At 72.4% G+C, this 13,727-nt stretch carries 12 protein-coding genes and 1 pseudogene; 8 read left to right on the plus strand and 5 right to left on the minus strand.

The window, feature by feature from the left end:
- Nucleotides 1-261 precede the first annotated feature (261 nt).
- Nucleotides 262-843, plus strand: coding sequence for a 2'-5' RNA ligase family protein (locus GWK25_RS04865; protein WP_215457204.1), 582 nt, complete (start codon nt 262-264; stop codon nt 841-843).
- Nucleotides 844-957: 114 nt separating this feature from the next.
- Here the strand turns inward: GWK25_RS04865 and GWK25_RS04870 are convergent, their stop codons facing one another.
- Together GWK25_RS04870 and GWK25_RS04875 are read right to left on the minus strand one after the other, a co-directional pair.
- On the minus strand, nt 958-1,713 hold the full coding sequence (locus GWK25_RS04870; RefSeq protein ID WP_215448640.1) for a decaprenylphospho-beta-D-erythro-pentofuranosid-2-ulose 2-reductase: 756 nt from the start codon (nt 1,711-1,713) through the stop codon (nt 958-960).
- 98 nt (nt 1,714-1,811) lie between these two features.
- Complete coding sequence (locus GWK25_RS04875; RefSeq protein WP_215448641.1) at nt 1,812-3,437, minus strand: FAD-binding oxidoreductase; 1,626 nt, start codon at nt 3,435-3,437, stop codon at nt 1,812-1,814.
- A gap of 143 nt (nt 3,438-3,580) precedes the next feature.
- Between GWK25_RS04875 and GWK25_RS04880 the strand changes: the two genes are divergently transcribed.
- The 3 genes from GWK25_RS04880 (at nt 3,581) to GWK25_RS04890 (ending at nt 6,126) form a co-directional block, all read left to right on the plus strand.
- The gene (locus tag GWK25_RS04880; RefSeq protein WP_215448642.1) at nt 3,581-4,126 is read left to right on the plus strand and encodes a phosphatase PAP2 family protein; all 546 of its coding nucleotides are present in this window, start codon (nt 3,581-3,583) and stop codon (nt 4,124-4,126) included.
- Nucleotides 4,119-5,087 carry a decaprenyl-phosphate phosphoribosyltransferase gene (locus GWK25_RS04885; protein ID WP_215448643.1) on the plus strand — a complete coding sequence of 323 codons (969 nt, stop codon included), beginning with the start codon at nt 4,119-4,121 and terminating at the stop codon, nt 5,085-5,087. The genes GWK25_RS04880 and GWK25_RS04885 overlap by 8 nt, the downstream gene beginning before the upstream one ends.
- A gap of 103 nt (nt 5,088-5,190) precedes the next feature.
- Complete coding sequence (locus GWK25_RS04890) at nt 5,191-6,126, plus strand: YihY/virulence factor BrkB family protein (protein WP_215448644.1); 936 nt, start codon at nt 5,191-5,193, stop codon at nt 6,124-6,126.
- A gap of 151 nt (nt 6,127-6,277) precedes the next feature.
- Here GWK25_RS04890 and GWK25_RS04895 read toward each other — a convergent pair whose 3' ends face one another.
- On the minus strand, nt 6,278-7,573 hold the full coding sequence (locus GWK25_RS04895; RefSeq protein ID WP_374105742.1) for a D-alanyl-D-alanine carboxypeptidase family protein: 1,296 nt from the start codon (nt 7,571-7,573) through the stop codon (nt 6,278-6,280).
- 127 nt (nt 7,574-7,700) lie between these two features.
- Here GWK25_RS04895 and GWK25_RS04900 point away from each other — a divergent pair, with 127 nt between their 5' ends.
- From GWK25_RS04900 to GWK25_RS04915, 4 genes and pseudogenes are all read left to right on the plus strand, one after another.
- Nucleotides 7,701-7,958: an SCO4848 family membrane protein gene (locus GWK25_RS04900; RefSeq protein WP_215448646.1), complete on the plus strand. Its 258-nt coding sequence runs from the start codon at nt 7,701-7,703 to the stop codon at nt 7,956-7,958.
- Nucleotides 7,958-9,328 (plus strand): metallophosphoesterase, encoded by a 1,371-nt coding sequence (locus GWK25_RS04905; RefSeq protein WP_215448647.1) that lies wholly within the window; start codon nt 7,958-7,960, stop codon nt 9,326-9,328. The genes GWK25_RS04900 and GWK25_RS04905 overlap by 1 nt, the downstream gene beginning before the upstream one ends.
- Before the next feature lie 206 nt (nt 9,329-9,534).
- Nucleotides 9,535-11,073 carry an ABC transporter substrate-binding protein gene (locus GWK25_RS04910; protein WP_374200594.1) on the plus strand — a complete coding sequence of 513 codons (1,539 nt, stop codon included), beginning with the start codon at nt 9,535-9,537 and terminating at the stop codon, nt 11,071-11,073.
- A gap of 139 nt (nt 11,074-11,212) precedes the next feature.
- A pseudogene (locus GWK25_RS04915) lies at nt 11,213-11,599 on the plus strand (ATP-binding protein); the annotation flags it as partial.
- Here the strand turns inward: GWK25_RS04915 and GWK25_RS04920 are convergent.
- Nucleotides 11,481-13,049 carry an ATP-binding protein gene (locus tag GWK25_RS04920; RefSeq protein WP_374200595.1) on the minus strand — a complete coding sequence of 523 codons (1,569 nt, stop codon included), beginning with the start codon at nt 13,047-13,049 and terminating at the stop codon, nt 11,481-11,483. The pseudogene GWK25_RS04915 and the gene GWK25_RS04920 sit on opposite strands and share 119 nt — an antisense overlap.
- A complete protein-coding gene (locus tag GWK25_RS04925; protein ID WP_308010674.1) occupies nt 13,046-13,714 on the minus strand; it encodes a response regulator transcription factor in 669 nt (222 codons plus the stop codon). Before GWK25_RS04925 ends, GWK25_RS04920 begins: the two co-directional genes overlap by 4 nt.
- Nucleotides 13,715-13,727 lie beyond the last annotated feature (13 nt).

The raw sequence follows: 13,727 nt of genomic DNA on the forward strand, positions 1-13,727 counted from the left end.
CGAGCGCCTGTCGCACCACCGACAGCGCCGCACATCACTCCCGCTGCGCCTGCCCGGAGGACCGTCGTGGCCGTACAGTCGATAGCCGGTACGACCGACAGCGGTACGACGGACAGTCGGTACGACGGGCAGTGGTACGACCGGCGGTCCGTACGACAGGCAGTCGGTACGGCCGGTGGTCGGTTCGACCGACCGCCGGTACGACGGACCGCGGCTGACAAGGACTACGACAACTCGCATGACACGACGACAGGAGACGACGTGGGGACCGTAACGATCGGTGTGTCGATCGCGGTCCCGGAGCCCCACGGCAGCCAGCTCCAGGAGCGGCGCACGGGCTTCGGCGACGCCGCGGCTCACGGCATCCCCACGCACGTCACGCTGCTGCCGCCGACCGAGGTCGAGGACACCGACCTCCCGGCGATCGAGACGCACCTCCGCGAGGTCGCGGCGGCCGGGCGGCCCTTCCCGATGCGGCTGTCCGGCACGGGCACCTTCCGCCCGCTCTCGCCCGTCGTGTACGTGCGGGTCGTCGAGGGGGACGAGGCCTGCACCTGGTTGCAGAAGCAGGTCCGGGACCCGTCGGGACCCGTGGCCCGCGAGTTGAACTTCCCCTACCACCCGCACGTCACCGTGGCGCACGGCATCGCCGAGGAGGCGATGGACCGGGCGTTCGAGGAACTCGCCGGGTACGAGGCGCAGTGGCCCTGCACCGGGTTCGCGCTCTACGAGCAGGGTTCCGACGGGGTCTGGCGCAAGCTGCGGGAGTTCACGTTCGGCGGGTCCGTGGTGCCGCCGCAGGCGGGGGCGCCGGTGGGGGACACGACGCTTCCCGCGCGGTGACGTCCGTCGGGCGCCGAAGGAGACGGAGCGCTCCGGGAGGGGCGGTTCCGAAGGCTTCGCGGCTGCGGGCTCGTGGGGGCTGTTCGCGCAGTTCCCCGTGCCCCTGAAGGGGCGCTACAGCGGCAGGCGGCGGAAGAGCGGCCTCGGCAGGTGCCTCAGGGCCGTCATCACCAGGCGTAGCGCACCCGGCACCCAGACCGTCTCCGAGCGGCGGCGCAGCCCCAGCTCGATGGCGGTGGCCACGGCCTCCGGGGTCGTGGCGAAGGGGCTCTCCGGGCGGCCCGCCGTCATGCTCGTGCGGACGAAGCCGGGGCGGACGAGCATGACGTGGGCGCCGGTGCCGTGGAGGGCGTCGCCCAAACCCTGGGTGAAGGTGTCGAGGCCGGCCTTGCTGGAGCCGTAGATGAAGTTGGAGCGGCGGGCCCGCTCGGCGGCGACGGAGGACAGGACGACCAGGGAGCCGTGGCCCTGTGCCTGGAGGGCCCGCGCGCAGACCAGGGCGGACGAGACGGCGCCGGTGTAGTTGGTCTGCGCGACACGCGCGGCGGACACCGGGTCGCGTTCGTCGTTCGCCTGGTCGCCGAGGACACCGAAGGCGAGGAGCACCATGTCGATGTCGCCCTCGGCGAAGACCTTGCCGAGGACCGCCTCGTGGGAGCCGGGGTCGAGCGCGTCGAAGGTGACGGTGTGGGTCTCCGCGCCGAGGCCGCGCAGATGGACGGCCGCGTTCTCCAGAGCCTGCGACGGGCGCCCCGCGAGCCACACGGTGCGGGTGCGGCGTGCGATCAGCCGACGGGCCGTGGCGAGCGCGATGTCCGACGTACCGCCGAGGATCAGCAGGGACTGGGGGGTGCCGAAGGCGTCCTTCATGACAGCTCCTGGGTGTGGGGGTGGGGCACAGCGGGGGACAGGCGTGCGCGCCGCGCTCACGGCACCGCACGCACAGCACGGCGCTCACTGCACGGCGTTCACAGGCCGAGGCGGCGGGCCAGGTCCGAGACGAAGACCCCGCCCGGGTCCAACTCCTCGCGCAGTGCGCGGAACTCGGGGAGCCTCGGGTACATCGCGGCCAGCAGCTCGGGCCGTAGCCGGGCGTCCTTCGCCAGATAGACGCGGCCGGCGGCGGCCGCGACCTCTTCGTCGAGCGAGTCCAGGAAGGCGCCGAGACCGGGCAGGCTCGCAGGGATGTCCACGGCGAGGGTCCAGCCGGGCATCGGGAAGGACAGCCACCCGGGGTCGCCCTCGCCGAACCTCTTCAGCACGGCGAGGAAGGAGGGGCAGCGGCGTTCCGAGATCCGCTGGACGATCCGGCGCAGGGTCTCCTCCCGGCCGTGTCCGACGACGAACTGGTACTGCACGAAGCCGGACCGGCCGTAGATCCGGTTCCAGTGCGGGACCCCGTCGAGGGGGTGGAAGAAGGTGGAGATGCGCTGGAGTTCGTCGGTGCGGGACCGGGGCGCCCGGCGGTACCAGAGCTCGTTGAAGAGCCCCATGGCCGTACGGCCGAGAAGACCGTCGGGGACGAAGGAGGGGGCGGCGGGGAGGCGGGGGGTGCGGAACTCCAGCGGACCCGCGGGCGCGCCCCTGCGGAACCGCGACGCGTCACCGACCGCGGGGCGGCCCGCACGCGCGCGCGTGGACGATGCCCAGGGCACTCCCGAGGGCGGTGTCCACGGCACTCCCCTCGGCGGCGATCCCGTCGGCCCTGTCCACGCCGGTCCCCGCCCCGCGTTCCGCCGCCACCGCGTCTCCAGGGCCTCCAGGGGCGCGTGGTCGCCGCGGGTGAGCACCGCTCGGCCCGTCGCGGGGCCCTTGGCGAGCAGGTCGATCCAGGCGACCGAGTAACGGTAGTAGCGATCCGTGGCCGTGAGGCGGGCGAGGAGGTCGTCGAGGTCGCGCGCGCGTTCGGTGTCGACGCACATCCAGGACGTCTCGACGGGCAGGAGGCGGACGGTCGCGGTGAGGATGACGCCGGTGAGGCCCATGCCGCCGGCCGTGGCGTCGAAGAGCGGGGTGCCGGGGACGACCGTGCGGATCTCGCCGTCGGCCGTGAGCAGGTCCAGGGAGAGCACATGGCGTGCGAAGGACCCGGAGACATGGTGGTTCTTCCCGTGGATGTCGGCCGCGATGGCGCCGCCGACGGTCACCTGACGCGTCCCCGGGGTCACCGGCACGAACCAGCCCAGGGGGAGCAGGACCTCCATCAACCGGTGCAGCGAGACACCCGCGTCGCACAGGACGGTGCCGCCGTCCGCGTCGATGGCGTGGACCCGGTCGAGGCCGGTCATGTCGAGGACGGCGCCGCCCGCGTTCTGCGCCGCGTCCCCGTACGCCCTCCCGAGCCCCCGGGCGATCCCGCCCCGCGCCCCCTGCGCCGCGCACGCCCGTACGGCGGCCGATGCCTCCTCGTAGGTCCGTGGGCGGACCAGCCGCGCGGCGCTCGGCGCGGTGCGGCCCCAGCCGGTGACCGTGACGGGAGCGGGAGCGGGAGCGGGAGCGGGAGCGGGAGCGGAGGCGGAGACGGGGGCGGGTGAGGCACGGCGGGGGCCGGCGGGCGGGGGAGCCGGGGAGGTCGGGGCGGCGTCGGCTGGCATGCTCGCGACCGTATCGCCGCGTATGCGGAGGAGTCGGGCACGTCGGCGCGGCCGCCCGGTCGCCTCACCGAAATGGGTGATTAGTGGGATGTCGTTCAAGATTGCCGTAGCTCCGGCCCGGTTGCCCGCGAGAGTGGCGTCGCATGGATGAAGTTGACGTCGTCGGGGGCGTGCGGGGGCTGGACCGGCGGCTCCTCTCCGCGCTGCGCGCCCGTGGTGCCGACCCGCGTGTCGCGAGCGCCGCGCGCGGGCTGTCCCGGGTCGGGGAGCACGGTCTGCTGTGGCTCGCGGCCGGACTGGCGGGGGCCGCCGTCGACCGGGAGCGGCGTCGTGTGTGGCTGCGCGGCACGACGCTGACCGCCGTGGCGCATCTGGCCAGCATGGGCGTCAAACGCGTCGTACGACGGCCCCGCCCCGCACACGTCGAGCCGCTGGTCGGCACGATCGGACGGCACTCCTTCCCGAGCTCGCACGCGAGTTCGGCGGCCGCGGCGGTCGCCGTGGTGGCCCACGGAGCACCGGCCGGTGCCCCGCTGCTGCTGTCCGCCGCCGCGCCGCTCGCCGCGGCGATGTGCGTCTCCCGGCTCGTCGTCGGCGTGCACTATCCGTCGGACGTGGCGGCGGGCGTGGCGCTCGGGACGCTCACGGCGCGGCTGGGCGCGCGCTGGGTGGTGAGCGGCGATGGCTGAGCGCACGGTGGTAGGGCGCACGCCGGGGAGCGCCGTGGTCCTGGAGCGCCGGACGCCTTACGGACAGGCGCCCCCGAAAGCTGGCCTCGTCCGCGGCCTCCTCCGGACGACCCGGCCCCGGCAGTGGATCAAGAACACCCTGGTCGTCGCCGCGCCCGCGGCCGCCGGAGAGCTCTTCACTCCTCGCGCGCTCGTCCAACTCCCGCTCGTCTTCGTCCTCTTCACGGCCTGTGCCGCCGCCGTGTACCTCGTCAACGACGCCCGGGACGCCGACGCGGACCGCGCGCACCCCGTCAAGCGCCACCGGCCGGTCGCCGCCGGGCAGGTGCCCGTCCCCGTCGCGTACGGAGTCGGGGGCGCCCTCGCCGTGCTCGCGCCCCTGGGCGCCGCCTGGCTCTGCTCGCCGTACACCGCCGCGCTGCTGACGGCGTACCTCGGACTCCAACTCGCCTACTGCGTCAGCCTCAAGCACGTCCTGGTCGTCGATCTTGCGGTCGTCACCACCGGGTTCCTGATGCGAGCGATGATCGGCGGACTCGCGCTGGGCATCCCGCTCTCCCGCTGGTTCCTGATCACCACCGGGTTCGGCGCGCTGTTCATGGTCGCCGCCAAGCGGTACTCGGAGGCCGTGCAACTCGCCGACCGGGCCGGCGCGACCCGGGCCCTGCTCACCGAGTACACCGCCGGATACCTCCGGTTCGTCTGGCAGTTGGCCGCCGGCGTCGCCGTGCTCGGCTACTGCCTCTGGGCCTTGGAGGAAGGCGGCGTACCCACCTCCGGCGTGTTGCCGTGGCGGCAGCTCTCCATGATCGCCTTCGTCCTCGCCGTCCTCCGCTACGCCGTGTTCGCCGACCGGGGCACCGCCGGTGAACCCGAGGACGTCATCCTGCGCGACCGTGCCCTCACCCTCATCGGCGCCGCGTGGCTGACGATGTACGGGCTGGCGGTGGCGGACTGGTGATCCGCTCCCCGTGGCGCCGGAGGCGGTGACGCCGGGAGAGAATCCGCGGGCGGTCCGGGGGTACCCGGTATCGGGTGTCGACGACTGGGGCAGAGTTCGGATCATGGACTGGCTGAAAAAGCTTCCCGGGGTGGGTCCTTGGGCGGAGCGTCTGATGACCACGCACGCGTGGCGCTCGTACGAGCGGCTGGAGCGGGTGAAGTGGACCCGGCTGGCCGCGGCGATGACGTTCATCAGCTTCCTGGCGCTGTTCCCGCTGCTGACCCTGGCGGCGGCCATCGTCGCGGCGACCCTCGGCAAGGACCAGCAGCAGGAGCTGGAGGACCGGCTCAGCGAGCAGGTGCCCGGCATCTCCGACCAGCTCGACGTCGCCGGCCTCGTCGACAACGCCGGCACGGTCGGGATCATCGCCGGCGCGCTGCTGCTGTTCACCGGCATCGGCTGGGTCGGCGAGATGCGCGGCTGTCTGCGCGCGGTGTGGGAGAAGGAGGACCCCGACGAGAACCCCGTCCTCGCCAAGGGCAAGGACGCGGGCCTGCTGCTCGGTCTGGGCGGCGCGGTCCTCGTCTCGCTGGCCGCCTCCGCAGCCGCCTCCTGGGCCGTGGGCCGGTTCGCCGACCAGCTCGGCATCGACCGCGACGGCTGGGGCGGAATCCTCCTGCGCCTCGCCGCGTTCGCGGTCGCCGTCCTGGCCGCCTTCCTGCTCCTCCTCTACGTCCTCACCCTGCTCCCGGGCGTCCATCCACCCCGTCGCCGCCTCGTCGTGGCCGCCCTCATAGGAGCCGTGGGCTTCGAACTCCTCAAGCTCCTCCTCAGCGGCTACATCCAGGGCGTCGCCTCGAAGAGCATGTACGGCGCCTTCGGTGTCCCCATCGCCCTCCTCCTCTGGATCAACTTCACCAGCAAGCTCCTGCTGTACTGCGCGGCATGGACGGCGGAGGGCAGCAAGGAGAGCGGGGAAGCGGACGACGCGGGGGACACCGGAGGCGCAGGGAGCACCGAAGACCTCATCCCCCCGACCGGCACCATCGCCCCGTAGCGGGCGCGGGCAACGGCGCGAGCAACCACGACGCACCCGCACCCCGCCTCCGGCCCCAGCGCCCGTAAGGGGCGCGGGGAACCGCGCGAGCAACCACGACGCACCCGCACCCCGCATCCGGCTCCCACCAGGCAGCCGCTCCCGGACCGCCCTACTTGCTCCCCCGCAGAGGCCACTTCCGATTCACCAGAAACACCCCACCGGCCACCAACACCAACACGCCCCCCATGATCCCGAGGGCGACCCCGACCCCGCCGCCCCCACCGGACGCACCCGAGGCGACCGACTTCCCGCCCGCCCCGCCGGAGGCCGACGCCGACGCCGTGGCCCCCGGCTGCGCACTCGGCTCGTCGGCACCCCCACCGGAGGTGTCCGCGCTCTTGGGCGGCACCAGCTCACCCACCGGCGTCACCTTGCCCGCCGCCTTGAACCCCCAGTCGAGGAGGCTCGCGGTCTCCTTGTAGACCTGGTTGTGCTCCTCCTTCTCCGGATGCATGACGGTGACGAGGAGGACCCGGCCGCCGCGCTCGGCGACCCCGGTGAACGTGGCGCCCGCGTTCGTGGTGTTGCCGTTCTTCACACCCGCGATGCCCTGGTAGGAGTCGAGGCCGCTGTCCCCGGTGAGCAGCCGGTTGGTGTTCTGGATCTCGAAGGAGGAACGGCTCTTCTTGCCGTTCTTGCCCTTCTTCGTCTCGCCCGGGAACTTCGCCCGCACGGTGGAGCAGTACTCCCGGAAGTCCTTCTTCTGCAGCCCCGACCTGGCGATCAGCGTCAGGTCGTAGGCAGACGACACCTGCCCCTTCGCGTCGTAGCCGTCCGGGCTGACCGCGTGCGTGTCCAGGGCCTGGAGCTCCTCGGCGTGCGCGTTCATGTCCGCGACGGTCTGCTTCACCCCGCCGTTCATGGCCGACAGGACGTGCACCGCGTCGTTGCCGGAGCGAAGGAAGACACCGAGCCACAGGTCGTGGACGGTGTACGTCTCGTCCTCCTTTATGCCGACCATGCTGGAGCCCGAGCCGACGCCCGCCAGGTCGGCGGGCACGACCTTGTGCTCGTCGTCCTTGTTGAACTTGGGCAGCAGCGTGTCCGCGAACAGCATCTTCAGCGTGCTCGCGGGGGCCAGCCGCCAGTGCGCGTTGTGCGCGGCCAGCACCTCGCCCGACTCGGCGTCGGCGACGATCCAGGAGCGGGCGCTGATGCCCTTGGGCAGCACGGGAGCGTCGCTGCCGAGACTGGCCTGCGTGCCGGGCCGGCCGAGCAGCTCGCCGCCGACGGTCGACATGGTCGCCGGGGGAGTCGCGGACGGCGAGGCGCTCGAACTCGGTGACGGCTTCGCCGCGAAGGCCGGGCCGGCCGTCAGCAGCGGCAGTGAGGCCAGGGAAAAGGACAGCAGGGTGGCTGAGGTGACCAGCAGGGGGCGCCTGACGGTCTTCTTGGAGGCGGGCACGATCGAGAAAGTACATGGCTCCGACCGGTAAATCCCACTGGAGCGCCCTGTGGCGCTCCGACTCCTGCTCACGCCCCCGCTCGCACCCCGGCGCGATACCCGGGCGGTCGACGGCGATACTGAACGCATGAAGCTCAGCCGCCCCCTCTCCTGGTTCCTGCTCGCCTTCGGGGTGTGGAGCTGGGTCATCTGGATCACTTTCGTCAAAAACCTCTGGAAGGACGGCAGCGGGCTCGCGTTCGACGACGCGGGTGATCCGACGGCGTACTTCTGGGTGCATCTGACGCTCGCCGTCGTCTCCTTTGTTCTGGGGACGGCCATCGGGGTCATCGGGTTGCGCGGGCTGCGTGCCCTTCGCCGAGCCGCACCCGGGAGTGCCTCGTGATGACCGTCGTCTTCGTCCTGGTGCTGCTGCTGGTGCTGGCCCTCTTCGGCGCGCTGCACTGGTACGCGTGGCGCCGCCTGGTGCGCGACACCACACGCGGGCCGGGCCCGGCCAGACGCGTGGGCACGGCGGTGTTCGTCGCGGGGCCGGTGCTGATGATCGGCGGCTTCGCGGCCGAGCGCACCGGCGCGCCCTTCTGGCTGCAGCAGACACTGACCTGGCCGGGCTTCATGTGGCTCGCCCTCGCGCTGTACCTGCTCCTCGCCCTTCTGGTGGGGGAGCTGCTACGCCCTCTCGTACGCCGCCTGGTGGCGCGGCGCGTCCCGGAGCCCGCGCGGCAGCCGGAGTCACGGCCGGAGCCCGCGGTGCGGGAGCCGGAGCCGGTCCCGGCGGGCGCGCAGCCCGCGCAGTCCGCCGAGTCCGCGCAGTCCACCGAGTCCGCGCAGCCCGTCGAGTCCGCGGAAGCCGCCGAGTCCGGAGGACAGTCGGCGCCGCCCCGGGCGCCGGAATCCCCGGACCCGACCGCGCCCGCGGCCCCGGCCGACCCCTCCCGCCGTCTCTTCGTCTCCCGGGTGGTGGGCGGTGCCGTCGCCGCGGCCGCCGTGGGCACGGTCGGCTACGGCACCTACGGCGTCGTACGCGGACCCAAGCTCAAGCGCGTCACCGTGCCGCTGGCGAAGCTGCCGCGCGCCGCACACGGCTTCCGCATCGCGGTGGTCAGCGACATCCACCTCTCGCCGATGCTGGGCCGGGGCTTCGCGCAGAAGGTCGTCGACACGATCAACTCGACGCAGCCCGACCTGATCGCGGTGGTCGGCGACCTGGTCGACGGCGACGTGGCGGACCTCGGCCCGGCGGCGGCGCCGCTCGCCGGACTGAAGGCACGGCACGGCAGCTACTTCGTCACCGGCAACCACGAGTACATCTCCGGCGCCGAGCAGTGGGTCGACGAGGTACGGCGGCTGGGTCTGACGCCGCTGGAGAACGCCCGCCGTGAACTGCCGTACCTCGACCTCGCCGGAGTGAACGACATCGCGGGCGAGGACGAGGGCCAGGGCCCCGACTTCGCCAAGGCGCTCGGCGACCGGGACACCTCGCGGGCCGTGGTGCTCATGGCCCACCAGCCCGTCCAGATCCACGACGCCGTCGACCACGGCGTCGACCTCCAGCTCTCCGGTCACACCCATGGTGGCCAGATGTGGCCCATGACCTATGTCGCGCAGGCCGCCAATCCGACCCTCGCGGGTCTGGAGCGCTACGGCGACACCCAGCTCTACGTGACCCGCGGCGCGGGCGCCTGGGGGCCGCCGGTGCGGGTCGGGGCGCCCTCGGACATCACGGTCGTGGAGCTGGCGTCGAAGCAGGCGTGACGGTTCGTCAGAAATGCTTCCGCTACAGGGCGGAAGCCTTTCGGGCACATATGGCGACATGCTTACCGAGTTCTTTCTCAACTCAACAAAACCTGTCTTCCATCGACGCAGTCGACTGTGGTTAGGTGATCCGCGCCATCGCGGAACCACTGTGCGTAGTGGGCCGGGTGGGGTCCTTGGAAGGGGCACCGATGCGGTCGGTTCGCATGCGGATTCTCGCGTCGCTGCTGGTGGTGGCGATCGCGGCGATCGGTGGCTGGCAGTTGATGCCGGCCCAGCGGGACGAGAACGGCACGATCGTCGTCGGCACGACCGACAAGGTCACCTCGCTGGACCCGGCCGGAGCCTACGACGCCGGGTCCTGGGCCCTGTTCAACAACGTGTTCCAGTCGCTGCTGACCTTCGAACCGGGCGGCGCCGCGCCCGTGCCGGACGCCGCCCGCAGCTGTGAGTTCCTCGGCAACGCGCTCACCGTCTACCGATGCGTCCTGCGCCCGGGCCTGAAGTTCCCCAGTGGACGCGAGGTCACCGGGAAGGACGTCAAGTACTCCTTCGACCGGATCAAGCGCGTCAATTCCGACGTCGGACCGGCCGGGTTGCTCGACACCCTGCGGTCGGTCGGCGCGGACGGGCCGACCGTCACCTTCCGCCTGTCCTCGCCGGACGCCACGTTCCCGTTCAAGGTGGCCACCGGCGCCGGCTCGATCGTCGACCGGACCAGGTACCCCGTCAACCGGCTCCGCACGGACGGCGGCGCCGACGGCACCGGCCCGTACACCCTGACGTCGTACGGCGACGGGCAGGCCCGCCTGACCCCCAACGACGGCTACCAGGGCGACGCCCAGAGGCCCCGCAGCCCGGTCCTGATGCGCTACTACGCCGACTCGGCGGCACTGCAGACGGCGTGGAAGACGCGCCGGGTGGACGTCGCCACCCGCACGCTCCCGCCCGCGACGCTCGCCGCCGTCTCGCCCAGCGACCTCGACCAGCGGGTCACCGAGGCCGACAGCACCGAGACCCGCAACCTGGTGCTGAACGTGCGGGTGGGCTCGCCGTTCCAGGACCGCCGGGTGCGGCAGGCGCTGGCCGCGCTGATCAACCGCGAGAAGCTGGTCGCCGAGGTCTACCAGGGCACCACCGAGCCCTTGTACTCGCTCGTCCCGGCCGGACTCACGGGCCACACGACCTCGTTCTTCGACGCCAACCCCCGGCCCGACCCGCAGCGGGCCCGCAAGCTGCTCGACGAGGCCGGTGTCGGCATGCCGGTCCGCTTCACCTTCGGCTACGCCGAGGGCAGCGGCTCGGCCGCCGCCGAGGCCGCCGAGCTGAAGCAGCAGCTGGAGGCGAGCGGGCTGTTCTACGTGACGACCAAGGCGTACGAGTGGACGGCGTTCCAGAAGCGGTACGCCGAGGGCAAGCTGGACGCGTACGGGGTGGGCTGGGTCGCCGACTACCCCGATCCCGACACCTTCAGCGGACCCCTCGTCGGCACCGGCGGCTCCCTGAACAACGGCTACAGCAGCGGGCAGGCCGACCGGCTGATCAAGGACAGCCGGCGGTACGAGGACCGCAGCCGGGCCGCCGACGACTTCAAGGAGCTCCAGGAGGTCGTGGCCCAGGACGTGCCGATGATCCCGCTGTGGCAGCGCAAGGAGTACGTGCTCAGCAGCGAGGACGTCGGCGGGGCGCAGTACCTGTCCGACGACACCGGCGTCTTCCGGCTGTGGCGGCTGGACTGGATATGACAGACGCCCTGGACCGGATATGACAGACGCCGTGTGACAGCTGACGCGAAGTCGTGGGCCGGACGTTCGCGGGAGTGACACGGCGTGCCCGCCCCACGCATCGTTCTGTGTGGGGGTGTGTCCGGGGTGAGGAGCGAACGTGCCGAGACGCGACTCCTTCCGGCTGCCCCGGCATCCGGCGTCCGTGGGGCTGGCCCGACGACGCGCACGGGAACATCTGGTCGCCTGGGGGCACAAGGAGGGCTCCGGGGACCTGGCGGACGTCGTCCTCGTCGTCTCCGAGCTCGCGACCAACGTCGTACGCCACGGGCCCCTGCTGGAGCGGGAGTTCGAGGTCGCCGTGACCGCCCTGGCCGACGGGTCCTGCCTGGTCGAGGTGTCCGACGAGGACATGACCGTGCCCCGGATCAGGGACGTGGGGGACTGGGAGGAGACGGGGCGGGGACTGCGGCTCGTGGAGCACCTGGCCGTGGCCTGGGGGGTGTGGAGCCGAGGTCGGCACGGGAAGACCGTGTGGGCCCTGATGGGAGGGTGACCGTCACTTTCAGGCCATCACCCGGGGCCGTGCTCACCGCGACCTCACCCTCGTGGGCCTCCACCACTCCCTGCACGATGGCCATGCCCAGCCCGCTGCCGGCCCCTCCCCCCGCCCGGAAGAAACGGTCGAAGATCCGGGCCGCGTCCTCCTCCGCCAGACCGGGCCCCTCGTCCGCCACGTACAGACGCACGGTCCCGGCCGAGCGTTCCACCCCGAGCCGCACGGGCACGTCCGCCGGCGTGTGGGTGCGCACGTTGCTCACCAGGTTGCCCAGCAGCTGACGCAGGCCCGACTCGTCGGCCCGGACGAGGAGGACGCCGTCCGCGCGGACGGTGACCGGGCGGTCGGGCTGCTGGGCGCGGAGATCGGCGGCGGCGTCGCGGACCAGGCGGGTGAGATCCACGTTCCTGACCCGTAGTTCGGGCCGCTGGTCGAGACGGGCGAGGGTGAGCAACTCGTCGACGAGGCGGCCCATCCGGTCGACCTCGTCGCTCATCCGGTCCCAGGCACGCCGGCGCTCGCCGGGATCGGTGAGCATGCCCTTGTCGTGCAGCTGGAGGTAGCCGCGGATCGCGGCCAGGGGCGTACGCAGCTCGTGGGAGGCGTCGCCGACGAAACGGCGCAGCTGGGCGGCGCTGCGTTCCCGGGTGTGGTGGGCCGTCTCGACCTGCTGGAGCATGGAGTTGAGGGCGAGCCGTAGCTGTTCGACCTCCAGGGTCGTCTCGCTGCTGGAGGGGACACGACGGGTGAGGTCGCCCTCGGCTATCGCGGACGAGGTCTCGACCATGTCCTCCAGCGGCCGCATCCGGCGGCGCACGCCGAACAGCGTCAGACAGGCGAGCGTGGCCAGGAGCAGACCACCGACGGCGAAGTCCAGCTTGAGGGCCTTGGCGATGACCCCGTGCAGCGAGGTGGTGGAGGCGCCGAGCAGGACGGTCGTGCCGTCGTCCATCCGGGCCGCCGTGACGCGGTACGGGTCGCCCGCCACGTCGACGTCGTACGGTTCGTCGTCCGCGACGAGGGCGGCAGGGTCGCCCACCGCGGCGGCGAGGGCGCGCTGCTCCGCGGTGGGCGCGAAGCCGGCGACGGTCAGCGGCGCGCCCCCGGCGTCCAGCGAGATGAAGACGGCGCCGTGGACCAGGGAGTCGGCGCCGTCGGCAGCGGGTTCACCGTGGGTCCGGTCGCTGAGGGCGATCAGCGCGCTGAGCGCGTCGACCTGCTCCATGCTGATCCGGGCGGCGCCGATGGAGTCGCGGGTCGACATCAGCTCCCGGTCGACGCTGTCGAGCAGGTACACCCGCATGGCTATCGCGCTGACCGCGGTGGCGGTGACGACGCCCACGGCGAGCAGGACGACGTTCGCGAGCGTGAGCTTGGCCCGCAGGGAGTACAGGCCGTGCCGCCGACACGGCCTGCGCGGCCATCCGGAACGGCTCACGCGAGGCCGTATCCGACGCCCCGCCGGGTGGTGATCACCGGCGGGCCGAGCGTGTCCAGCTTGCGCCGCAGATAACTGATGTAGGTCTCCACGACGGTCGACTCGGCCGGCGCGTGCTCGTACTGCCAGACGTGGCGCAGGAGTTGCTCCTTGGGGACGACCCGTCCGCCGTTGCGCACCAGGAACCGCAGCAGGGCGTACTCGGTGGGCGTCAGCTCCACCGTGCGGCCCGCCCGGCGCACCGAGTACGTCGTCTCGTCCAGCTCCAGGTCGCCGTAGCGCAGCGGCGGGCGCTGGGGCAGCACGTCGGTGCGGCGGGTACGGCGCAGGACGGCGGTGAGGCGGGCGACGACCACCTCGATGTCGAACGGCTTGGTGATGTAGTCGTCGCCGAAGCCGAGGGCGCCCACGATCTCGGCGGGCGCGTCCCGGGCGGTCAGGAAGACGAGCGCCGACTCCGGCCGCCTGGCGCGCAGTTCGCGGCCCAGGGCGCGGCCGTCGCCGTCCGGGAGCATCACGTCCAGCAGGACCACGTCGGGCCGGGTGCGCTCGGCGAGCCCGAGCGCCTCGCGGACCGTACCGGCCGTCATCACCTCGAAGCGGTGGTAGCGCAGGGCGATGGAGAGGACGTCCGCGATGCTCGGTTCGTCCTCGACGACGAGCACGGTCGCCCCCTCG

The organism is Streptomyces sp. ATCC 21386 (assembly GCF_018728545.1).
GTDB lineage: Bacteria > Actinomycetota > Actinomycetes > Streptomycetales > Streptomycetaceae > Streptomyces.